The following is a 23,326-nucleotide window of genomic DNA, read 5'->3' on the forward strand; positions in this document are numbered from 1 at the left end:
CGGGGTAGAGGCAGACATGCGAACGGTCGTCGTCGAGCACGGACGCGCGGATACGGACGCGGATCCTTCCACCGGGGCGGTTCCCCACACGGAGGAGACGGAGACGCACGAGGGAACGCAGCGGTACGAGGAGATGGCGGAGATACCGGAGGAGCTGCGGGGCAGCGTCGTCGTCGTCAAGTTCGGTGGCAACGCCATGGTGGACGCGAGCCTGCAGCGGACGTTCGCCCGGGACGTCGTGGAACTGTGGCACGCGGGCCTGCGCCCGGTCGTCGTACACGGGGGCGGGCCGCAGATCAGCGCGATGCTCGACCGCCTCGCCCTGGAGACCCGTTTCGAGGCGGGCCTGCGGGTGACCACCCCGGAGACGATGGAAGTGGTCCGGATGGTGCTGACCGGCCGTGTCCAGCGGGAATTGGTCGGCCACATCAACGCGCACGGGCCCTTCGCCGTGGGGATGACGGGCGAGGACGCGCACACGATGACGGCCGTGCGGCGGCCTGCCTGGGTGGACGGCAGACCGGTGGACATCGGCCTCGTCGGGGACGTCGTGGACGTGAACCCGAGCATGATGCGCAGCCTTCTGGAGCAGGGGCACATACCGGTGGTCTCCCCCGTGGCCCGCGGCAAGGAGGGCGAGGTCTACAACGTCAACGCCGACCTCGCGGCCTCGGCCCTGGCCGTGGCTCTGGACGCCGAACGTCTCGTGATGCTGACCGATGTGGAGGGGCTGTACGCGGACTGGCCGCACAGCACCGAGGTGATCGAGCGCCTGACGGCCGACGCGCTGGACGGAATGCTGCCGGGGCTGGCGAGCGGGATGCTGCCCAAGATGGAGGGCTGCCTGCGGGCTGTCCGGGGTGGCGTGCGCAGGGCTCACGTGGTCGACGGGCGCGTTCCGCATGCGGTGTTGCGGGGGCTCCTGGACGAGAGCGGCCCTGGCACGACGGTGGTTCCTTCCGGCGGCGAGGCCGATGCGCGCGTGACTGTGGCCCCCGCGACCGAAGTGGGCCCTGACACCGGCGTGGGTCCCGAGACCGGCGTGGGTCCGGAGACCGTTGCGGCGCCGGTTGGTCAGGGCGTCGTTCCCGTGGTTTCGCGTAGTCGCGCGGAACACGACGAGTGCACCGTCTGATGCGTCTGCTGCGCCTGAAGCGTCTGATGCGTCTGATGCGTCGGAATCTGATGCGTCTGGTCTGTTTTCCGGAACCGCGGCTGCGCCTCGCGGCGTCTCGGGGTCGGAGCATGGCTGATCCTTCATGACATGTTCCGGAACTGGAGCACATGAGTGGGGTAGGGACGGTGGGGGTGGCGTCGCTCGCAGAGCTGCTCGGGGAGCTCAAGGAGCGGTCAGGTCTCAGCTATGGAGTGCTGGGCGAGCGACTGCACATGAGTACGTCCGCGTTGCACCGGTACTGCAGCGGGGATGCGGTGCCCTCTCGGTTCGCGTTGGCGGAACGGTTCGCACGGGTCTGCGGGGCGACGCGGGAGGAGCTGGTGGAGGTCCACCGGCAGTGGGTCCTGGCCGACGCGGCCCGCGGACGGAAAGCGGAGACAGAGGCGGAGTCCGCCGCCTTCACTCCCCTGACATCCCACCCCACCCCCGACCCGGAGTTGGGGCCGGAGCCCGAACCGGAGCATGGCCCCGACCCCGCCCCCGAGCCAAAGTTCGAACCGGACCCGGAGCCGGAACCGGAACCTGAGCCGGAACCGGAACCGGACCAAGGACCTGAGACACAGCCGCTCCCTCCGCCCCGCCAGCGACGCACCCTCGTCCTCGTCCTGGCAGCCGTCCTCGCCGCCACGGTCATCGCGGTCGGCTCCATCGCCCTCGCCGTGCACGCCAGAGGCAACGGCGACAAGGACAAGCACAACCGGAGCGCCGGGCCCGCCGCCTCGTCGGACCCGAGTACCCCGTCGTCCGACCAGCCGGGCAAGAGCGGCGGCAGCGACAAGCCCGAGGGAAAGGGAACGTCCCACGGCGAAGAGATGCCTCCCAGGACGGGGGCGGCGGGCGGCGACCAGGGCATGAACGGCGCGCCCTCCACCCGGAGTTCCGGCGATTCCGGCGATTCCGGCAGTTCCGAGAACTCCTGGGAGTCCGGGAAGTCCGGGAAAGGGGACTCGGCGCCCGGCACCTCGTGGGGTGGCGGCAAAGGGCCCGCGTCCGGTGGTGGGCGGCACAAGAGCCCCGGCGCGGCGCTGACGGCACGCACCAGGCCGTACGCCGACGAATTCGATGACGACTGTGTGCGGAGCTTCCTGGTGAACCGCGACGCCGACGAGGTGCCGGAGCCGCCCGCGCCGCAGGACACGCCTGCCTGGGTGGGCGAACTCGGGGCCGTGTCGGCCCGCGACCAGTACATCCAGGTCACCCTGCAGGGCACGGGCAAGGCCCCCGTCGTCCTGGAGGAGATGAACGTCCACGTGCGGAGCCGCGGTGCGCCGCCACCCTGGAACACCTTCCACATGAGGACCTCATGCGGCGAACCGGTGGAGACCGAGTCCTTCACGGTCGACCTCGATGCCGCGGCGCCGCGGGTCACGCCCGTCGCGGGCCAGAAGGGCTTTCCGTACAAGGTCAGCGAGAGCGACCCCCTGGTCTTCTACGTCAGCGCCCGGGCCGAGGAGCGCGACGTCCGCTGGTATCTGGAACTGCGCTGGTCCAGCGGTGATCGGCACGGGACGCTCCGCATCGACGACCAGGGCAGGCCGTTCCGCACCAGCGGCTCTGCGGGGCGCCCCGCCTACCGGTGGGAGGGCTCGGACGGGTGGCTGAAGGGGCCGTACGACGGGTGAACTTGCGTACGAACGACGGCTGGTCCTCCGCACGAACGAGGACCAGGACTCCGTAGCGACCGTTCCTCACAGAGCGAACGTCAGAATCCGTGCGCCGCGCCGCGGATCGAGGGAATCCGCCCAGGACGCGGGCGCCAGACGCGCGGTGGTGGGCATGAACCCGTAGCGGAGGAACAGGTCGCCGCCGCCGGTCGTCGCCGTGAACAGCGCGTCGAGCGACTGGGCGTGGGCGACGGCAAGGACGGCGCGCAGGAGTCCGCCTCCCACGCCGCGCCCCTGCCGGTGTCCGGCCACGCAGAAGTTGTACAGAACGCCCACGGGCCCGCGCCCCGGTTCGGCCGGGTGCCCCGATTCGGCCGGGTGCCCCGATTCGGCCGGATACACCGGTTCGGCCGGGTGCACCCGCAGGCCCACGCAGCCTTCGAGTGGGCCCCCGGGGGCGTCCGCCACGAGGAAATCGGCAGCCTGGGCGGCGTACAGCGAGGCCGGCCGTTTCCGCAGCGCGCCCGAGCGTACGAACGGCGCGGAGAGGGCGACGAGTGCGGCGGCGTCCTCCTCGCGGGCGGAGCGCACGGTGGGCGTCCGCCCGGGGAGTGCGGGCAGCAGCGGGGCAGGGCGCGGCGTAGCCGTGATCAAGGCTTACCTTCCTCGGTTCCACGGTCGAAGGGCGGCTCGTCGCCGTGCCAGTTCCCCGACGACCAAGCAAAGTAAGGCTAGCCTTACCTAATCGGTGAGTCCAGTTGGCTCAGGGTGCACCGAGGGGCGACAGGGGCCAGGCCAGGCCCAGACAAGGCAGGCATCCGCCGCAGAGGGGCTACGCGCGTGAAGGGATACGTCGCAGAGAGATAGACAAGCAAAGAGAGACACAAGGAGATACGCAAAGACATTCGCGACAAAGAGAAAGGCAAGAGGGCTGTACTCACCTCTTGCCACTCTCAACTTATAGCTCACTGGGGGGCTTGCGGCAAGGCCCCGGTCGTACCGCAGAATCACTCGCCTCGGATCGGAGCTGATGACGTGAACCCCCAGGCCACCAGTGCTTTCAACCTTCCCGCCAACCTCTCGGCCAAGGCCGACACCGCGCTGATCGACGCGGACGACCGGCACTTCGCGGCCATCGCGGAGAGCCTCGACCAGACCATCGCCGAACTCTCCGGCCGTCTCGACGACTTGCGCAAGGCGCCCGGCGGCATCGGCCGCGAGGCGATGGACCGGGACTCGGAGATCCACCGGGTGAGCGGCCGCCTGCGTGCGCTGCGCCGCTTCGGGCTCGACCTGTGCCTGGGACGCGTCGTCGCCACGGACGGCACCGAGCCCCTGTACATCGGACGCCTGGGCCTGACCGACAGCGAGGGCCGCCGGCTCCTGGTCGACTGGCGCTCCCCCGCCGCCGAGCCGTTCTTCGCAGCGACCCATGCCAACCCGATGGGGTTGGTGAGCCGCCGGAGGTACCGCTGGACCGGCGGCCGGATCAGCGACTACTGGGACGAGGTGTTCACCGCCCACGGCCTTGAGCAGCACGCCGCGCTCGACGACCAGTCCGCGTTCATCGCCAGCCTCGGCAGCAACCGGTCGGCCCGGATGCGCGATGTGCTCGGCACGATCCAGGCCGACCAGGACGCCATCATCCGCGCGGGCTCGCGCGGCGCCCTCGTCGTCGACGGCGGCCCTGGCACGGGCAAGACCGTGGTCGCGCTGCACCGTTCCGCCTACCTCCTCTACTCCGACCCGCGCCTCGGCCACCGGCGCGGCGGCGTGCTCTTCGTCGGCCCGCACGAGCCCTACCTGGGCTACGTCGCCGACGTCCTGCCCAGCCTCGGGGAGGAGGGCGTGCAGACCTGCACCCTGCGGGACCTCGTCACCGAGGGCGCGGCGGCGGCGCCCGAGACCGACCCGGACGTGGCCCGCCTGAAGTCGTCCGCGGACATGGTGAAGGCGATCGAGAAGGCCGTCCTGTTCTACGAGGAGCCGCCCACCGCGGCCATGACGGCGACGACCGCCTGGTCCGACGTCCGGGTGAGCGCCGAGGACTGGGCCGAGGCGTTCCGGGCGCCGGGCCCCGGCACCGCGCACAACGAGGCGCGCGAAGTGATCTGGGAGGAACTGGCCACGATCCTGATGGACAAGCTGGGCATGGACGAGGAGGAGGACGGCGTCTCGGCGGACATGTTCCTCCGGTCGCTGCGCCAGGACAGGGAGCTGGTCACGGCCCTGCACCGCGCGTGGCCGCTGCTCGAAGCCGCCGACGTGGTCTCCGACCTGTGGACGGTCCCCGCCTACCTGCGGATGTGCGCGCCCTGGCTCGACCGGGACGACGTGGCGAAGCTGCAGCGCAAGGACGCTCCGCAGGCCTGGACGGTCTCCGACCTGCCGCTGCTCGACGCGGCGCGGCAGCGGCTCGGCGACCCGGAGGCGGCGCGGCTGAGGCGCCGCCAGGCCGCCGCCGTCGCCGCCGAACGCGAGCGCATGGCTCTCGTCATCGACGACATCATCTCGGCGGCCGACTTCAACTCCGCCGGTGATGACAGCGAGGGCGCGGTGCGGATGCTGCGCGGAAAGGACCTGCAGGACAGCCTGATCGACGAGAGCGCGCTGCCCACCGCCGATCCGGACCGGCTGGCGGGGCCGTTCGCGCACGTCGTCGTGGACGAGGCCCAGGAACTGACCGACGCCGAATGGCAGATGCTGCTGGTGCGCTGCCCGTCCCGGAGTTTCACCATCGTCGGGGACCGCGCCCAGGCGCGGCACGGGTTCGCCGAATCGTGGGAGGAACGTCTGCGGCGGGCCGGCGTCGACCGGATCAAGATGGCCTCCCTGAGCATCAACTACCGCACGCCGGAAGAGGTCATGGCGCAGGCCGAGCCGGTCATCCGGGCCGAGCTCCCCGACGCCAACGTGCCGACGTCCATCCGCAGCAGCGGCATTCCCGTCGTCCACGGGCCGGTGACGGATCTGGACGCGGTCCTCGACACGTGGCTCGACGAGCACGCCGAAGGGGTCGCCTGCGTCATCGGCGACCCCACGTTCCGGGCGAGGCCCCGGGTGCGGTCGCTGACCCCGGAGCTGTCGAAGGGGCTCGAGTTCGACCTGGTCGTCCTCGTCGACCCGGAGAGGTTCGGCGAGGGCATCGAGGGTGCGGTGGACCGCTATGTCGCGATGACCAGGGCGACCCAGCGGCTCGTCGTACTCACAAGTCGCTGACGCCACACCGAAGGGGCCTCACACCGACGCCCCGGGGTCGTCTCTCGGCGGTGTCCCTCCGCGGTGTGGAACACGTCCGGGGCGGGCGACGCCCGGTTTCCGCGGGTGGGTCAGCCGTCCATGGACGTGGCGAGGGACCGGGGGCGCAGGTCGGTCCAGTTGGTCTCGATGTACTCCAGGCAGGCCTCCCGGGTGTTCTCCGCGAAGGCGGTCGTCCAGCCCCCGGGCACCCCGGCGAAGGACGGCCAGAGGGAGTGCTGCCCCTCGTCGTTCACCAGGACCAGGAACCGGCCTTCGGGGTCGTCGAACGGGTTGGTGCTCATGTGTCGATGCCTCCTTGGCCGCGCCGGGCGCGACAGACGCTGAACACGGGCCGCGTCAGGGCCCGTTCAGGCGGTGGAACGGGATGGAACAGAAGAGCCGAATTAGGTTAGGCTCCCCTAAATTAATGCGAGCTTAGCCTCTCTCCCTCCCCTCTCACAAGGAGACGTTCATGCGCACGGAGAACGCCTCCGACGCCTTCACCGCGTACGGACTGACCGGCGAACCCGGCACCGACGCGTTCTGGGCGGCGGCCCGTACCCCCGCCTCCGTACCCGCCGCCGGCGGCGGCTGGACGACCCTGTTCCTGTGGCGCGGGTCTCCGGCGAGCATCGGCTTCGAGAGCTGGTCGGAGCCGGTCCCCCTGCGCCGGTGGGGCGACTCGGACTGCTGGTACGCCGAGGTGCCCATGCCCGCGCGGCTGCGCGTGACCTACCAGTTCCTCGTGGACGGCGAGCCCTGCGCCGATCTGCTCAACCCGGCCGGCGCGGGCGGCGACCGGTCCATCGCCGCGACGCCCGACGCCCCGGCCCAGCCGCACTGGCCCCTCCTCGGCGCCGACGACATCCTGCCCGTCCCGCGCACCCGGATCCGCTGGGCGAGCGAACGGCTCGGCGGCCGGCGCACCGTGCGGGTCCACCCGGTGGGCGGCGGCGGGCCGTTGGTCCTGCTGCTCGACGGCGACGACTGGCTGTACCTGCACCCTGCCGTGACCGCGTTCGACGCGGCCTTCGCCAGTGGCGAGATGCCCGCGGTCACCCTCGTCTTCCTCCCGTCCAAGGACCGGGCGGCCGAGTTCGGGTGCAGGCCCGAGCTGTGGGAGGCCGTCCGGGACGAACTGCTGCCGCTGGTGGCGGAGTGCGGCGTTCCGGCCGACGCGGGCCGCCTTGTGGTCGCCGGGCAGAGCCTCGGCGGGCTGAGCGCCATGTACGCGGCGCTGCACTTCCCCGGCCTGGTCTCCCGCGTCGCCTGCCAGTCCCCGTCGTTCTGGTGGACGCCCGACGCCATGGGCGGGACGGACCCGCTGGGCGGCCCCGTCGGCGGCACGGTCGCGGCGCTTCTGCGGGAACGCCCCGACCTGTCCGGGCTGCGGATCGCGTTCGACGTCGGGGAGCACGAGACGCGGATGCTGCCGCACTGCGAGCTGACCGAGGAGCTGACGCGGCAGGCCGGGGCGACCGTACGGGTCTCGCGGTCGGCGGCGGGCCACGACCGGGCGGGCTGGCGGGGCCCTCTCCTCAGAGACGTCGCCTGGGCGCTCGGAGCGCCGGAGGCGTAGCGCTCAGGGCGCCGGAGGCGTAGCGCTCAGCGAACCGCCGTCACCGGACCGCCGTCACCGCGCCACCGCCAAGCAGTAGTCCTCGTCGTGGGCGAGCAGATTCCGGTGGCTGTCCTCGGCGGTGATGACGCCGTCGTCCAGGACGAGGACGCGGTCGGCGGCGTCCAGGAGGGCCGGGCTGCTGGTGAGCACGACAGTGGTCCGGCCGCGGCGCAGCTTCGCGATGTTGCGGGCGATGAGCTGTTCGGTGACCGCGTCGACGGCCGTCGTCGGGTTGTGCAGGACGAGGACGTCGGTGTCGGCGGCCAGGGCGCGGGCCAGCGAAAGGCGTTGGCGCTGCCCTCCGGAGAGGTTCGCGCCGCGGTCGCGGACGGCGTAGTCGAGGCCCTCGCGGTGCAGGGCGACGACGTCGGTCAGCATGGACGCCTCGACGGCCTCGGGGACCGTACGGCTGGTGCCCGACGGGTCGATGTTGGTGCGCAGGGTGCCCGCGAAGATCTCCCCGTCGTACGGGTTCACCAGCATGTGCTCGCGGACCGCCTCGACCGACAGGCCGGCGATCTCCCGCCCGCTGAGCCGCACCACCCCCTCGTACGCCTCGGGCGGGACGTTCGCGGCCAGGACCGACGCGAGGTCGGCCACCGCGCGCGGCTGGTAGCCGGCGATCGCCACGAACTCGCCCGCGGCCACCGTGAACTTGAGCTCGCGCAGGGAGCCGTACCGGACGCAGTCGACCTCCAGGTCGCCGCCCGCGGCGGGGCGCTCCGGGCCCGGGTCCGTGACCGGCGGCGCCGAGAGGACCAGCGCCATGCGCTCGGCCGACGCCCGCGCGATCATCACGTACTTGGGCATCTCCGAGAACATCTTGAGCGGTTCCATGATGAACTGCGCGAGGCCGACGGCCATGACGAGCTCGCCGATGGTGATCCGGCCCTCGAAGGCGAGCCAGCCCGCGGTCAGCGTCACCGCGGCCGCGAGGACCGCGTTGAGGGCCTGGGCCGTGCCCGCGTAGACGCCGTTCACCTTGGCGACCGTGATCGACTGGTGCTTCGCCTCCGCGCTGACCGTGCGGTAGGACCGGAACGCCGCGTGGTTGCCGCCGAAGCCGTGCAGCGGGCGCAGGCCGCTGATCAGGTCGGCGACCTTCGCGCCGGCCCGGGCCACCCGGGCCTGCTGTTCGCGGGTGCTCGAACCGATGCGCTTGGACATCACACTCAGGATCGACAGGATCGCGACCGTTCCCACGATCACCAGGAGGCCGAGCCGGAGGTCGGCGAGGCCCAGAGCGACCGCCGCGACCACCACCGCGACCAGCGAACTGATCAGCAGCGGCACCACCTCGATGATGTCGGCGGTCTGGTCGGCGTCCTCGGTGGCGATGGTCAGGACCTCGCCGGACTTCAGGTCGACGTCCCTGGCCACCGGCTGGAGCCCGCAGGCGGCGACCCTCACCCGCCAGCGGTGTGCCTCGGTCGTGTTGGCCTTCTGCAGGATGCGCATCCCGAACCGCCACGACAGCGAGACGGTCGTGATGATCACCGCGAGGGCGCCGATCGACAGGCCGAGCGCGCCGAGGGTCCGGTCGTCTTGCATCGTGTGCTCGACGATCAGGCCGAGCGCGATGGGGAAGGCCGTCTCACCCGCCTGGTAGAGGCCCATGAGCAGGGTGCCCCAGGCCATGGCGCCGACGTTGCGGCGCAGGGCGGCCTTGAGGATGCCGGACCCCTGGCGGGGCCGCTGCGGGTCGGGGGTCGTGTCAGGAGTTGTCATCGAGATGGCGGGCAATCGCTTCCGGGGTTCGCAGGGTGAACAGGTCACGGATGGTGACCACGGGGCCGTACTCGCGGCGGAGCAGCCCGATGAGGCGCACCGCCAGCATGGAGTGTCCGCCGAGGGACACGAAATCGCTCACCGCGCTCACCTCGTCGTCGTCGAGGTCCAGGGCTTCGGCGAAGAACTCGCAGACCACGCTCTCGGTCTCGGTCTCCGGGCCGCGCTCCCCCGCCGTGGTCAGCGCGCCGAGGGGCTTGGCCTCCGGCAGCGCCTTGGTGTCAGCCTTCCCGTTCACGGTGAGCGGGATGCTGTCGACCTCGGCGTAGTGCGTGGGGCGCAGGAAGTCCGGCAGACCCGTGCCCACGTCGGCGGCGACCTCGGTCAGGTCGGCGCCGTCGAGCACCAGGTAGGCGGCAAGGCGGTACGCGCCGTCGACCTGCGGGTCGGGCTGGGCGACCGCGGCGGCGAACCGCACCGCGGGGTGCGCGGCGAACGCGGCCTCGACCTCGCCCAATTCGACCCGGTGCCCGCGGATCTTGACCTGCTGGTCGGTGCGGCCCAGGTACGTCAGGTTCCCGTCGGGCCTGCGGACGACCAGGTCCCCGGTGCGGTACATGCGCTCGCCGGGGCCGCCGAAGGGGCACGCGACGAAGCGGTGCGCGGTCTGTCCTGACTGCCCGAGGTAGCCGCGGGCGATGCCGACGCCCGCCACGTACAGCTCGCCGGGGACGCCGTCCGGCAGGGGCCGCAGCCAGGGGTCGAGGACGTACACGTCGGTGTTGTCGATCGCGACGCCCACCACCGGGTCCTGGCATTCGAAGGTGCCGACACCGAGGGTGTTGATGGTGTATTCGGTGGGTCCGTAGAGGTTGTAGCCGACCGTGCCGTCGGTCTCGGCGAGCCGCTGCCAGAGCGTCGGCGTGACGGCCTCGCCGCCGAGCAGGACCAGCGCGGGCCGCCGCTCCGGGTCCGCGAGCAGGCCCTCGGCCACCAGCTGCTGGGCGTACGTCGGCGTCACGTTGATGACGTCGATCCCGTGCTCCAGGCAGTACGCGACCAGGCCGGGCGCGTCGCGGCGCAGCTCCTCGTCGCAGATGTGCACCTCATGGCCGTCGGCGAGCCACAACAGCTCCTCCCACGACATGTCGAAGGCGAACGAGACGGTGTGCGCGATCTTGAAGGTCCGGTGTCCGTGCTCGGCCAGGACCGGCTCGAAGATCCGGCGCTGGTGGTTGATCAGCATGTTGGTGAGCCCGGCGTACTCGGTCACCACGCCCTTGGGCTTGCCGGTCGATCCGGAGGTGTAGATCGTGTACGCGGGGTGGCGCAGGCGGTCCGGGTCGTCCGGCGCGAACGTCACGTACGGCTCGGCCGCCGGCAGCGGACGGTCCAGCTCGATCAGATCGCCGGAGCCGGCCGGGCCGCCGGTGAGCCGGGGCGACACGTCGCTGACGGTGAGGATCACCTCGGGGCGGGCGTCCGCGACGATCGCCGCGATCCGCTCGTCCGGGTGGTCCAGCTCCAGCGGCACATAGGCGGCGCCGACGCGCAGCACGGCGAACAGCGCCACGATCGAGTCGAGGGAGCGCGGGATCGCGAGGCCCACGGTGGTCTCGGGGCCGATGCCGCGCGCGGCGAGCACACCCGCCACCGCGCGGCTGCGGTCCCGGAGTCCGGCGAAGGTCATGGCCGAGCCGTGGGCGACGAGAGCGGTCCGCTCCGGGTCGCGGTCGGCCGCCCGGTCGAACCGGTCGACGACGGTGTCGGTGCCGACGTCGGTGCGTTCGGCGGGCGCGGGCCGCTCGCCGAGGCCGGGCAGCGCGCCGACCGGTCCTGTCGAGCGGGCCAGGTCCTCCAGGACGCGTACGTAGTCGTCGAGGAGGCGACGGGCGTCCTCGGTGTCGCCGTGGCGGTGCTCCAGCTTGACGGTGAGCCGGTCGCCGGGCGTGACGACCCAGGTGAACGGGTAGTGCGTGGAGTCGTCGGCCTTCACCGAGGTGATGCCGTGCCGGGAGTTCATCTCGGCGAAGGCGTCCATGTCCAGGAAGTTCTGGAGCACGAACAGGTTGTCGAAGAGCGTGTCGTGCCCGCTGGCCCGCTGGATCTCGCCGAGTCCGAGGTGCTCGTGCTCCATCGCCTCGACCCGGGACGCCTGGACGGCCGACAGGTAGGCGCCGACGGTGTCCTCGGGCCGGGCCCGCGTCCACATGGGCACGGTGTTGAGCAGCACGCCGACGATGTCGGAAAGGCCCTCGCCGTCACGGCCGGAGACGGTCACGCCGAACACGGCGTCGCTACGGCCCGTGTGCGCGCCGAGCAGCAGGCCGAACGCGCCGGTGAGGACCGAGTTCAGCGTGACGCCGTGCTCCTTGGCGGCGACCCGCAGCAGCTCCGACTGGTCGGCGGAGAGCGTGTGCACGAGCGCGGGCGGCAACTCGTCCGAGAGGGCCGGGGCCGGTCCGGCGAGCAGGGTCGGACCCGGGAGCTGCGCCAGGTGCTCCGCCCAGAAGCGCTCCGAGACGGCGGAGTCCTTGGCGTCGAGCGCCCGGGCGTGGTCCTCGAAGCTCGGCGAGGCGGGCGTCGCGTCGAACGTCTCGCCCGCGACGACGGCCTCGTAGGCGTCGAACAGGTCGCGCAGCACGATCTCGCGCGACCAGCCGTCCCACAGCAGCAGGTGGTAGCTGAGCAGCAGTCCGTCGTGGCCGTCGGGCAGGCGGACCACGGTCAGCCGGATCAGCGGCGGTTCGGCCGGGTCGAAGCCGGTGTCGCGGTCCCGGGTGCGCAGGGCCTCGACGTCCGCGTCGCTCGTCAGCTCGACGGTGCGGACGTCGACCCGGCGGCCCGCCTTGAGGACCTGGACCGGGTTCCCGTCGTCGTCGGTGGTGAAGCCCGCGCCGACGACCGGGTGCCGTGCGATGACGTGGGCCATCGCCTCGGCGAGCGCGTCGGCGTCCAGGCGCCGGTCGAAGGTGAACCAGCTCTGTGCGACGTAGTGCCCCGCGGTGCCCGCCAGTTGGGCCTGGAAGTACAGGCCGCGCTGCAGCGGGGTGACCGGCGCGGTGCGCTCGGCGGTCGCGGAGGCGTCCGCGATCCGCCGCAGTGCGCCGTGCCAGTGCTCGGTGATCTCGTCGGGGACGCCATCGGCGAGGGTGAAGGCGGCGTGCAGACTGCCGGTGGCGTCGTCGGTCCAGGCGTTGACCTCGACGGCGTAGGGGCTGCCCTGGTCGCCGCCGGTGAGCTGCAACGCCTGGGACTCGCTGCCCCGGCCGAGGTAGTTGAACAGGACCTGCGGGCGGCCGGTAAGCAGCGGGGCCGTCTGCGGGTTGAGGTACCTGAGCTGCCCGTACGCGACGTGGCCGCGCTCGTCCGGCTGGCGCTCGGCGACCTCGCGCGCCGCGGCGACGGGGTCGGTGTGGGCCGTGAGGCGCACCGGCGCGATGGAGGTGAACCAGCCGACGGTACGGGTGTAGTCGTGCTGCTTGAGGGCCGGGACCCGGCCGTGCCGCTCCAGCTCGACCGCGAGGTCGGTGGGCTCGGCCTGTACGTGGGTCAGCGCGGTGCGCAGCACGCCGCAGAGCAGCTCGGTGAGGCCGACGCCGAGTGCGGCGGGCGCGGTGCGGGTCACGCGGTCGCTCACGTCGGGCGGCAGCACGACGGTGCTCTCGCGCAGGCCCGCGCCGGCGGAGTCCGGCAGCAGCGCGGGCGCCTGGAGCGTGGTGATCCAGTGCCCCAGGTCGTCGATCGCGTCGGCGGACCGGAGCGTCAGCGCCTCGGCGTACTCGGCGTAGGACGTGGTCGGCGGCGCCAGGTCCGCGCCGCTCAGGGCGGTGGCCAGGTCGTCGATGAGGACCAGCCAGGACACCGCGTCGACGGCGAGGTGGTGCACGGTGACGACGAGGGTGCGGCTCGCTTCGAGCCACGAGAACGCGATGACGTCCCCGGCTTCGGGGTCGAGCCGTCCCGCGGCCTCGTTCGCCGCCGCCGTCGCGTCGGCGGCGCCGGTGCGGACGACGGTGACGTCACGGGCGGGCTCGGTGCTCAGGGCCCACACGCCGTGCTCGACGCGCAGCCGCAGCCGGAGGGCCGGGTGTGCGGCCACGACGGCGTTGGCGGCGCGCCCGATGTCGGCGAACCCGGCGCCCTCGGGTACTTCCACCGTCCTGGCCTGCGCGAACCGGGCGAGGGAGCCGCCCAGTTCACGCTGGCGCAGAACGATCGGCGTGGGCGGCAGCGGGCCGTCCGCGCGCCGGTCGGGTGCGGGCGCCGTGCTCCGCGGTGCGCCGGCCGCCAGGTGTTCGGCGAGGGCGCGCGGCGTCCTGCACAGGAACACGTCCCGGGGTGCGATCGGCAGGCCGAGCGCCCGGGCGCGGTTGATCACGGTGATGGCGACGATGCTGTCGCCCCCGGCGGCGAAGAAGTCGGTGTCGGCGTCGACGGCGGAACCGGGCAGGGCTCCCTCGAAGATGCCGACCAGGGAGGCGAGTACGGAGTCGCTACCGGGCCCCGTCAGGGGCGCGGGGAACTGCGCGGCCGACCACGAACCACCCGCAGCCGTGAGCGCGGCCGCGTCGGTACCCGCCGTGGACTGCTTCGCCCGCTCGGCCAGAGCCCCGCGGTCCAGCTTGCCGTTGACGGTCAGCGGCAGGGCGTCGACCGGCAGCACCCTGCCCGGCACCATGTGCACGGGCAGCGTGGCGGCCAGCAGGCCAGGAAGGTCCTCGGGCACCCGGCCCACGACGTGCGCGACCAGGTGGTCGCCGCTGTCGGCGACGGTGACGGCCACGTCGGCCACGCCGTCGAGCGCGCGGACCGCGGACTCGACCTCGCCGAGCTCGATGCGGAACCCCTTGAGCTGCACCTGGTCGTCGGCGCGCCCCGCGAACTCCAGCTCCCCGTCGAGCGTGCGGCGGGCGAGGTCGCCCGTGTGGTACATCCGGGAGCCGTCGTCCGTGAACGGGTTCGCCACGAAGCGGCCCGCGGTCAGTCCGGTCCTGCCCAGGTAGCCGAGCGACACCTGGTCGCCCGCGACGTAGATGGCGCCCACCCGGCCCGGCGGCACCGGCCGGAGCCGGTCGTCGAGCAGGTAGGTGACCAGGCCGGGGAGCGGACCGCCGATCGGGCTGACGTCGTCGCCGGAGCCGAAGTCCCCGTCGGTCAGGACCCGGTGCGTGACGTGGACGGTGGTCTCGGTGATGCCGTACATGTTGACCAGCTCGGGCGATCCTGTGCCGTGCCGGTCGACCCAGCCGCGCAGCCGCCCGAGGTCCAGCGCCTCGCCGCCGAAGATGATCTTCCGCAGCGCGGGGAGCGGCTCGCCGACGTGCCGGTCGGCCTCGATGAACTGGTAGAAGGCCGACGGGGTCTGGTTGAGCACACTCACGCCGCGCTCACGGACCAGGCGGTGGAAGTCGACCGGCGAGCGGGTCAGGGCGTACTCCGGCACCAGCAGCTCACCGCCGTGCGCCAGCGCCCCCCAGAGCTCCCAGACCGCGAAGTCGAAGGAGAAGGAGTGGAACTGGACCCACACGTCGTGCGGTCCGAAGCCCATGTCGGGCCGGGTGTTGGCGAGCAGCGTCACCACGCTGGAGTGCGGGACGACGACGCCCTTGGGGCGGCCGGTCGAGCCGGAGGTGTAGATCACGTACGCGGGGTCGTGCCGGTCCGCCTCGGACGCCGGGGCCTCGGCAGCGTCCTGCGGGAGCTCCTCGCCCTGGACCAGGACGCGGGCGGACGTGCCGGTCCGCTCCAGGAGTGCGGCGAAGCGGTCACGCTGCTCGCGGTCGACGAGGACGACCTGCGGCGCGGCGTCGGCGAGGATGTACTCCAGGCGCTCGTCCGGATAGGCCAGGTCCAGCGGTACGTACGCGCCGCCCGCCGTGACGATCGCGACCAGGGCGACGACCTGCTCGACGGAGCGGGGCACGGCGACGGCGACCCGCTTGCCGGGGCCGACCCCCGCCGCGCGCAGCGTGCGGGCCAACTCGTCCTTGGCCTCGGCCAGTTCGCCGTACGTGAGGGAACGGCTGCCGCCGTCGAGCGCGCACTGGGTGACGGCGACGGCCGTCGAATCGCGGCGCACGGCGGCGTCGAAGAGGCCGCCCAGGGTCGCCGGCCCGGTCGGGGCGGGGAGCCGGTCGCCCTCGGTGCCGAGGTCGTCGACCAGGGCGTCCGGGCGCGTGAGCAGGCCGTCGAGGGCGCGGGAGAAGGAGCGCAGGATGTCCTGGGCGCTCTCCTCGCGCAGCAGCCGGCCGTCGTAGATGAGGTTGAAGCGGGGGCGCCCGTCGAGCGCGCGCTCCACCACGAGCGTCAACGGGTAGTGCGGGGCGCCCTCGTTCACGATGTCGGTGACGGCGAACTCGGCGCCGGGGGCGCGCAGGCTGTCCACGTCGGTCGCGACGTCGAACACCACCAGGGTGTCGAACAGCGATCCGGCGCCCGCCTGGCGCCCGATCCGCGCCAGCGAGACGTGCTGGTGCGGCAGTACGGCGCTCTGGTGCTCCCGCACCGAGGCGAGCAGGTCGCGCGCCGTGGTCGTACCGGTCCAGCGGGCGCGCACGGGGATGGTGTTGATGAACAGGCCCACCATGTCCCCGATGCCGGGCACATCGGCGTCACGCCCGGAGACCGTGGAGCCGAAGACGACGTCGCTGCCGTGCAGGATGCCGCCCAGCGTCACCGCCCAGGCACTGTGCACAGCCACGCTCAGCGGCACACCGGCCGCACGGACGGCCGCGTCGATGTCCTCGGCGGGCTCCAGGGCGGTGTCGGCGAACCGGTCGGAGGGGGTGTGCCCCTCGGCGACCAGCGAGGCACCGGGCAGCTCGGCGAGCTCCTCGCGCCACACGCGGTCGCTCTCGTCGTCGTCGCGTCCGGCGAGCCAGCCCACGTAGTCGGCGAAGCCGCCGACTGGGTACACGGTGCCCGGCGTGTGGTACTCGGCGAGCAGCGCGCGCAGCATCGGCGGCACCGACCAGCCGTCGGCGATGATGTGGTGCACGGTCTGCACGAGGACGGCGCGGTCGGCTCCGGTGCGGATCAGCGTGTACCGCATCAGCGGTCCGGTGGCGAGGTCGAACCCGGCGCGGCGGTCCCGCTCCGCGATCTCGCGTATCTCGGCGTCGGTGATGCCGGGGCGGTCCAGCGTGGTGAAGGGCGCCTGGACGCCGCTCTCCAGGACGGAGACGACGCGGCCGTCGGCGAGGGCCGTGAAGCGGGCCGCCAGGTTCGGGTAGAGGGTGAGGAGCCGGGTGGCGGCGGCCGCGAGCCGGGCGGCGTCCACCTCGCCGTCCAGGGTGAGGAGTTGCTGCTCGACGTAGGCGCCCGCCGAGTCGTCGTCGAAGACCGAGTGGAAGTACAGGCCCTCCTGCAGCGGGGTCAGCGGCAGGATGTCGCGCAACGCGGGGCCGTCGAGCGCGTCGACGTCGGCCTGGTCGAGCGCGACCAGCGGGAAGTCGCTGGGCGAGTGGCCGCCCTGGTCGAGCGCGGCGAGACCGGCGAGGGCGGCCCGGAAATAGCCGCCGAGGGTGGCGATGTCCTCGTCGGTGAACACGCCGTCGGGCCAGGAGACGGTGGTGACCAGCTCGTACTCACCGCCGGCCGCGGCCGGTTCGGCGATGGCGTTGAACTCCAGGGCCCGCGGCAGGCGCATGTCCGGATCGCGCTTCTCGCCCAACTGGCCGGTGGCTCCGGACAGTTGCCAGTCGCCGGAGGCTCCCGCGTCGAAGCGGCCCAGGTAGTTGAAGAGCACCTGCGGGGCGGGTGCGTCGAATTCGGCGTCGCCCAGGTAGCGCAGGGCGCCGTAGGAGAGGCCGTTGCTCGGCACCCGTGCGAGGTCTTCCTTGACCGCCTTGAGCGCGGCGGCGAGGTACGCGGGGGCGGTGAGGTCGGCCGCGGCGCCGGGGTCCACGGTCACCGGGAACAGCGTGGTGAACCAGCCCACCGTGCGCGACAGTTCCGGCTCGAAGCCCGCGCTCCGCGCCACGTACCGCCCCTCGCGGCCGTGCCCCTCCAGCTCGATGTGCGCGAACGTCTGGTCCTGGCCGAGGTCGCGGCGCCACCGGGCGAGGGCGACGGCGAGGGCGGTCAGCAGCACGTCGTTGACGCCCGCGTGGAACTTGGCGGGGATGTCGCCGAGCAGCGCGGCCGTGACCTCGGGGCCGACCGTGACGGTCTGCAGCCGCTCCCGGGCGACGGTGTCGGCGGCGGTCGGCGCGCGCCTGCCCACCGGCTGGTCCGTTCCCGGCAGGGCCCGCCGGAAGTACGCGCGGTCCGCTGCGAAGTCCGCCCGGCCAAGGAGCTGGGTCCAGCGCCGGAACGAGGTGCCCACCGGGGGCAGTTCGACCGGCGCGCCCGAGGCGGTCTGCCGCCAGGCGGTGGCCAGGTCCTCCATCAGGACCCGCCAGGAGACGCCGTCGATCACCACGTGGTGGACGACGACGACCAGCTGGCGTGCCGCCCGGCGCCAGACGGCCCGCAGCATCACGCCGTCGTCCGGGGCGAGCCCTTCGGTGGCGAGCGCGACGCACGCGTCCAGCGGCAGGTCGCTCTCCTGCCAGACCGGCGCGGCCGGGACCGCCGCCGGGATGTCGAAGCTCCAGCGGTCGCCGCGCACAAGGCGGGCGCGGAGCATGTCGTGGTGCGCGAGGAGCGCGGGGAGGATCTCGTCGAGCGCGTCGGCGGTCAGGTCCTCGGGGGTGTTGAGCACCACGGACTGCACGAAGCCGTCGATCGCGCCGGTGGTCTCGCCGAGCCACTGCACGATGGGCGAGCCCTCGACGGCGCCGGTCGCGACATCGCCGTGGTCCACGGCGGAGACGTCCTCGCGGCTCGCCACCGCGGCCAGCGCTCCGACGACGCTGTGGGTGAAGATCTGGCGCACCGTGACGTAGAGGCCCGCGTCGCGCAGTGCGCTGAGCAGCGAGATGGTCAGGATGCTGTCGCCGCCGAGCTGGAAGAAGTCCTGGTCCACGCCGACTTCGTCGAGCTGCAGGAGCTCGGCGACCGCCGCGCAGACCACGCGCTCGTTCTCGGTGACGGGGGCGACGACCGCGCCCGTGCCCGCGGTGGGTTCCGGCAGCGCGTTGCGGTCGAGCTTGCCGTTGGCGGTGAGCGGGAACGCGTCCATCACGACGATGTGGGCGGGCACCATGTACTCGACCATGTGGCGGGTGGCCCACGCCTTGACGTCGTCCGCCCGCAGGTCCTCGGCCCCGGCGGCCGGGATCACGTATCCCACCAGGTAGGTGCCGCCCGCCGTGTTCTTCTTCGCCACGACACAGGTGTGCCGGACCCCGGGGTGTTCCGCGAGGCCGACCTCGACGTCCTCGATCTCCAGGCGCATGCCGCGGATCTTGATCTGGTTGTCGGCACGGCCGAGGAAGTCGAGGGACCCGTCCGGGGCGAACCGCGCGAGGTCGCCGGTGCGGTAGAGCCGGGAGCCGTCACAGGCAAAGGGGTTCGCCACGAAGCGGGAGGCCGTCAGGCCGGGCGCGTTGACGTAGCCGCGGCCCAGGAGGAAGCCGCCCGCGTACAGCTCGCCGCCGACGCCGACCGGGACCGGGCGCAGTTCGTCGTCGAGGACGTACAGCTGGGTGTTGGGGTTGGCCCTGCCGATCGACGTCGACAGGCGTTCGGCGGCGCCCCGGTAGATGACGTGCGAGACGCCGATCGTCGTCTCGGCCGGGCCGTAGCCGTGGTACAGGGGGATGTCGAGCCGGGTGCGGAACCGCTCGTAGAGCTCGGGGGTCAGCACCTCGCCGCCGCACCAGACGTGCCGCAGGCTGTCGAGGCGGCCGGAGTCGCCCGCTATCTCCAGGAGCACGTCCATCATGGACGACACCAAGTACGTGAAGGTGACGCGCTGTTCGGCGATCACGCTCAGCAGGTGGTGCGGGTCGCGCTCGCCGCCGGTCCGCAGGACCACGAGGCGGCCGCCGGTCACCAGCGGCAGGAAGATCTCGTTGATGGAGATGTCGAAGGACAGCGGTGCCTTGAACAGCGAGGCGTCGTCGTGGCCGAAGCCCAGGATCTCGTGGGCCTGCCAGAGCAGCCGCTCACTGATCGCCGCGTGCCGGATCATCGCGCCCTTGGGCCGTCCGGTCGAGCCGGACGTGAAGATCACGTACGCGAGGGCCTCGCCGTCGAGGGGGACTTCGGGTGCCTCGGCGGGGAGCGAGCCGAACCGCCAGTCGCCGAGGTCGACGGCGACGGCTTCCGGTTCGTCCGGGTCGTGCACGCCCGAGTCGTTCAGCTGCAGCACGACGCGGGCGTCCTCGATGACGACGGCGCGGCGCGCGGCGGGCCACTGGGGGTCGAGGGGGACGAACGCGCAGCCCGCCTGGAGGACGCCGAGCAGGCCGACGACCATGTCGGCGGAGCGGCCGAGCGAGATGCCGACGACCTGCTCGGCGGTGAGCCCGCGTCCGATGAGGTGGTGCGCCAACTGGGCTGACTGCTCGGCCGCCTGACGGTAGGTCAGCGAGCGGTGTTCGTCGACGATCGCGACGGCGTCGGGCCTGGCCCTCGCCTGTTCGCGGAACATCTCGACGATGGTGGGGCGGATCCGGTCGGCGTCGGTGTCGTTCCACTCGGCCAGGGTCCGCAGCCGCTCCGCCGCACTGGACGGGGCGATGGTGCCGAGCGGCCGGTCCGGGAAGTCGGCGAGGTCGTCGAGGGCGAGCTGGGCCGCTGCCCGCTCGACCCCGTCGGGGACGGGGATGCTCCAGCCGTCCGCACCGGCGTCCCGACTGCCGGGCCCGGCACCGCCGTTGTCGACCCAGCCGAGGACATCGGCGAACAGCGTGCCGGGGGCGAGCTCGATACCTTCGGGGCTTTCGCCCGTCGCCCAGTACGCCAGGCCGATGGCGCACGCCTCGGCGATCGTCCGGTCGGAGTAGTCACCGGCCCGCCGACGTACGTCGGCCAGGCGCGCGGGAGAAAGCAGTACGAGGCGAGCGCTCGGTTCCATCATCGAAGACAGCGTCCCTTCCAGGTCATCGCAGTTAGGCTAACCTAAATAAGGGTTGCCTAACTACCCTCTCGCCAGGCCCGCCACAGACGCGCGTACCGACCGCCCAGGGCCACCAGCTCGTCGTGGGTGCCCTGCTCCACCACGCGTCCCGCGTCCAGCACGGCGATCCGGTCCGCCGCCATCGCCTGCGTCAGCCGGTGGGCCACGAAGAGCGTGGTGCGGCCGGCGCACGCCGCCAGTACGGCGCGCTCCAGCTCGGCGGCGCCCTCACTGCCCGCCTCCGCCGTCGACTCGTCGAGCACCACCACCGGCGCCCGGCCCAGCACGAGGCGGGCCAGGGCGACCTGCGCGACCTTGGTGCCGTCCAGGCGCTCTCCGCCCTCGCCGACCCTGGTGTCCAGGCCGTCGGGCAGCGCCTCGACCCAGCCGTGGGCGCCGACCGTGCGCAGCGCGTCCATCAGTTCGGCATCGGTCGCCGACGGCGCGGCGAGCCGCAGATCCTCGGCGAGCGGACCGGAGAACACATGTGTCTCCTGCGTCAGGATGCTCACCAGGGCGCGCGCCCCCGCCTCGTCCAGATCGCCCAGATCCTGCGACCCGACGCGCACCGACCCGGCCTGCGGGGTCCCGATGCCCGCGATCAGCGCGGCCAGCGTGGACTTGCCCGCGCCCGTCGCGCCCACCAGGGCGAGCGAACCGCCGGCCGGGATCGCCAGGTCGACGTCCCTGAGGACCGGGTCGTCGGTCCCCGGATAGGTGAACGTCAGGCCCGTCACTGTCACCGGATGCGGTCCGGCGTCCGCCGCCTCGACGGAGGCGTCGCCCACCAGGCGTTCCTGCGCGGACTCCCCCAGCACGCCGACGAGACGGGTCAGGCTCGCGCCCGACTTCTGCGCCTCGTCGAAGGTGAACATGATGGCGCCGAGCGGAGTGAAGAGCCGGTGGAACATCAGCGGGGCCGCCGACACCTCGCCCAGGGTGGCGGCGTCGGCCTCCAGCAAGGCGTATCCCACCACGAGGATCAGGACGAGCCCGATGAACTCGGCGCGGTTCTCCCGGCCGACGAAGCGGCCGAAGAACCGGAACACGTCGACCCCGAGGTCGCGCACCCGCCAGGACTCACGGGTGACCTTCTCGCGGACGCTGTCCTCCAGGCGGTACGCCCGGACCGTGTCGATCCCGTCCAGGCCGCTGATCAACGCCTGCGCGCGGTCGGCCTGGGCCATCCGCTGCTGCCGGTAGAGCGGCGCGGACCTGGGGAGGTACCAGCGCAGGGCCAGCGCGTACGCGGGCAGCGCGCCGGCGCCCGCGAGGCCGAGCCGCCAGTCGAGGCCGAACATCCCGACCGTGGCGATGAAGACCAGCACGCCCGCCGAGAACACCGTGGGGATGGCCGTGCGGATGCCCTTGGACAGCACGGCCACGTCGTCGCCGACCCGGGAGAGCACGTCCCCCCTGCCGACCTGTTCGATCCGTGCGCTCGGCATCCCGAGCACCGCCCGCACGGCGCCTTCCCGCAGCCGGGCGAGCAGATCCGCGCCCAGCCTGCCGATCAGATAGGTCGACAGCGCGGTGGCCACCGCGCCGAGCAGCGCGGCAGCCCCCATCAGCACGCCGACCGTGACGAGGACCGAGCGGGAGTCGCCCGCTTGCACCCCGTCGACCACCCGGCCGAGCAGCAGCACAGGGAGCACTTGGAGCGCGGCACCCGCCACCGTGCTGAGCACGGTGGCGGTCGTCAGCCAGGGCACTTCGCGGCAGTGCGTCGAGACCCACCGGGTGGCCTCACGTCCGGTCGCCGTGCGCAGGGTCGCCGGGGCGGCGGGGGTTTCGGTGGTGCGGGTCTCGGTGGTGCTCACACGTTGGCCAAGTCGAAGCGGGGACGGGACGGGTGGAACGGCATCTCTATTCGACCGACTTGACGAGCTCGTCGATCGCGTACGGGAGAGAGAGCGCGGTGCCCTGGGACATCGCCGCGCCGACCGCGGGACCCTCACTGTCGAGCAGGTAGGACACGTTGCCCTTCTTCACTGCCTTCAGGTTCTTGAACAGCTCGAACTTCTTCAACGACGCCGTGTCGGCCTTGTCGTTGATGACGACGATGCGGTCGACGTCGACCAGGTCCGTGCGCTCGGGGGAGAGTTCGGTGGAGAACTTGCCGCCCGCGATCTTGTCGATCTTCGTCTGGTACTTGTAGCCGATGCCCGTCAGGAGCCGCCCGCGCACGTCGGTGGAGGTGAACGGGTTGATGGAGTCCTTGTACCAGGACAGTGCGACCGAGGTCTGGTTCGCGAACTTCGGGTGCGCCTTCTTGGCCGTGGCGAGCTTGTCCTCGATGCCGGCGACGAGCTTCTTGCCCTCGTTCTCCTTGCCGAGCGCCTTGGCGATGTGCACGGTGTTGTCCTGCCACGAAGCGCTGAACAACTCCTTCTCGCCCTTGGTGCGGCCCACCGTCGGGGCGATCTGGGAGAGCTTGTCGTAGCCCGCCTTGTCGATCTCGGAGTAGACCGCGATGATCAGATCCGGCCGCAGGGCGGCGATCTTCTCGTAGTTGGGGCCGGAGTCGCCGTTCTTCATGACGACGTCGGGCTTGGTGTCGCCCCACTTGTCCTTCACCCAGGGCCACTGGGTGTTGATGTCGGGGGACTTGCCCGACGGGTTCGGGTACTGGTCGACCATGCCGACCGGCTTGGTGCCGAGCGCCAGGGCGGCCTGGTCGTCGGTGTAGCCGACGGTGACGACCCGCTTGGGGGCCTTCTCGACCTTGGTGGATCCGAACGCGTGCTCCACGGTGACCGGGAACGAACCGCCGGCGGCGGCCTGCGTGTCGTCACCCGCCTTGTCCTCCGAGTCGGAGCCGCACCCGGCGAGGAGGCCGACGCCCAGCGTCGCGGCGGTCAGTACCGTCGCGAGCCGCCGCCAGGGCTTGGTGAGCATCGTTCGATGGAGGAGCATCCGGATTCCCTTGCTTTCGCGCTGTCCGC

At 72.3% G+C, this 23,326-nt stretch carries 10 protein-coding genes; 4 read left to right on the forward strand and 6 right to left on the reverse strand.

The genetic code is table 11. From position 1 onward, the window contains the following. Positions 1-133: 133 nt before the first annotated feature. The gene (gene argB, locus ACFVYL_RS30390) at positions 134-1,135 is read left to right on the forward strand and encodes an acetylglutamate kinase (RefSeq protein WP_389721676.1); all 1,002 of its coding nucleotides are present in this window, start codon (positions 134-136) and stop codon (positions 1,133-1,135) included. 173 nt (positions 1,136-1,308) lie between these two features. After that, positions 1,309-2,799, forward strand: a complete 1,491-nt coding sequence (locus ACFVYL_RS30395; RefSeq protein WP_389721578.1) for a helix-turn-helix domain-containing protein — start codon at positions 1,309-1,311, stop codon at positions 2,797-2,799. 66 nt (positions 2,800-2,865) lie between these two features. Here the strand turns inward: ACFVYL_RS30395 and ACFVYL_RS30400 are convergent, their stop codons facing one another. Beyond that, the gene (locus ACFVYL_RS30400) at positions 2,866-3,435 is read right to left on the reverse strand and encodes an amino acid acetyltransferase (protein ID WP_389721580.1); all 570 of its coding nucleotides are present in this window, start codon (positions 3,433-3,435) and stop codon (positions 2,866-2,868) included. Positions 3,436-3,816: 381 nt separating this feature from the next. Here ACFVYL_RS30400 and helR point away from each other — a divergent pair, with 381 nt between their 5' ends. Beyond that, a complete protein-coding gene (helR, locus tag ACFVYL_RS30405) occupies positions 3,817-6,000 on the forward strand; it encodes an RNA polymerase recycling motor ATPase HelR (RefSeq protein ID WP_389721582.1) in 2,184 nt (727 codons plus the stop codon). Between the two features lie 110 nt (positions 6,001-6,110). Here helR and ACFVYL_RS30410 read toward each other — a convergent pair whose 3' ends face one another. Further along, entirely contained in the window at positions 6,111-6,323 is a 213-nt protein-coding gene (locus ACFVYL_RS30410) for an MbtH family protein (RefSeq protein ID WP_389721584.1), read from the reverse strand. Between the two features lie 170 nt (positions 6,324-6,493). Here ACFVYL_RS30410 and ACFVYL_RS30415 point away from each other — a divergent pair, with 170 nt between their 5' ends. Beyond that, entirely contained in the window at positions 6,494-7,600 is a 1,107-nt protein-coding gene (locus ACFVYL_RS30415; protein WP_389721586.1) for an alpha/beta hydrolase-fold protein, read from the forward strand. A gap of 54 nt (positions 7,601-7,654) precedes the next feature. On the opposite strand, the gene ACFVYL_RS30420 is transcribed toward ACFVYL_RS30415, so the two are convergent. Genes ACFVYL_RS30420 through ACFVYL_RS30435 form a run of 4 tightly spaced genes read right to left on the reverse strand, consistent with a single transcriptional unit; the run spans position 7,655 to position 23,297 of the window. Beyond that, positions 7,655-9,370, reverse strand: a complete 1,716-nt coding sequence (locus ACFVYL_RS30420; protein ID WP_389721588.1) for an ABC transporter ATP-binding protein — start codon at positions 9,368-9,370, stop codon at positions 7,655-7,657. Further along, positions 9,357-20,342, reverse strand: a complete 10,986-nt coding sequence (locus ACFVYL_RS30425) for an amino acid adenylation domain-containing protein (protein WP_389721590.1) — start codon at positions 20,340-20,342, stop codon at positions 9,357-9,359. The genes ACFVYL_RS30420 and ACFVYL_RS30425 overlap by 14 nt, the downstream gene beginning before the upstream one ends. A 56-nt stretch (positions 20,343-20,398) precedes the next feature. Beyond that, complete coding sequence (locus ACFVYL_RS30430; protein WP_389721592.1) at positions 20,399-22,201, reverse strand: ABC transporter ATP-binding protein; 1,803 nt, start codon at positions 22,199-22,201, stop codon at positions 20,399-20,401. Positions 22,202-22,247: 46 nt separating this feature from the next. Further along, entirely contained in the window at positions 22,248-23,297 is a 1,050-nt protein-coding gene (locus ACFVYL_RS30435) for an ABC transporter substrate-binding protein (RefSeq protein WP_389721594.1), read from the reverse strand. Positions 23,298-23,326: the final 29 nt, after the last annotated feature.

Origin of the sequence: Streptomyces sp. NPDC058308 (assembly GCF_042880275.1) — a bacterium.
Classification (GTDB): domain Bacteria; phylum Actinomycetota; class Actinomycetes; order Streptomycetales; family Streptomycetaceae; genus Streptomyces.

Excerpts from the sequence above, each read along its gene's own strand:
- argB (WP_389721676.1), top strand. The coding sequence starts at position 134 with ATGGCGGAGATACCGGAGGAGCTGCGGGGCAGCGTCGTCGTCGTCAAG.
- ACFVYL_RS30410 (WP_389721584.1), bottom strand. The coding sequence starts at position 6,323 with ATGAGCACCAACCCGTTCGACGACCCCGAAGGCCGGTTCCTGGTCCTG.
- ACFVYL_RS30415 (WP_389721586.1), top strand. The coding sequence starts at position 6,494 with ATGCGCACGGAGAACGCCTCCGACGCCTTCACCGCGTACGGACTGACC.
- ACFVYL_RS30420 (WP_389721588.1), bottom strand. The coding sequence starts at position 9,370 with ATGACAACTCCTGACACGACCCCCGACCCGCAGCGGCCCCGCCAGGGG.
- ACFVYL_RS30425 (WP_389721590.1), bottom strand. The coding sequence starts at position 20,342 with ATGATGGAACCGAGCGCTCGCCTCGTACTGCTTTCTCCCGCGCGCCTG.
- ACFVYL_RS30435 (WP_389721594.1), bottom strand. The coding sequence starts at position 23,297 with ATGCTCCTCCATCGAACGATGCTCACCAAGCCCTGGCGGCGGCTCGCG.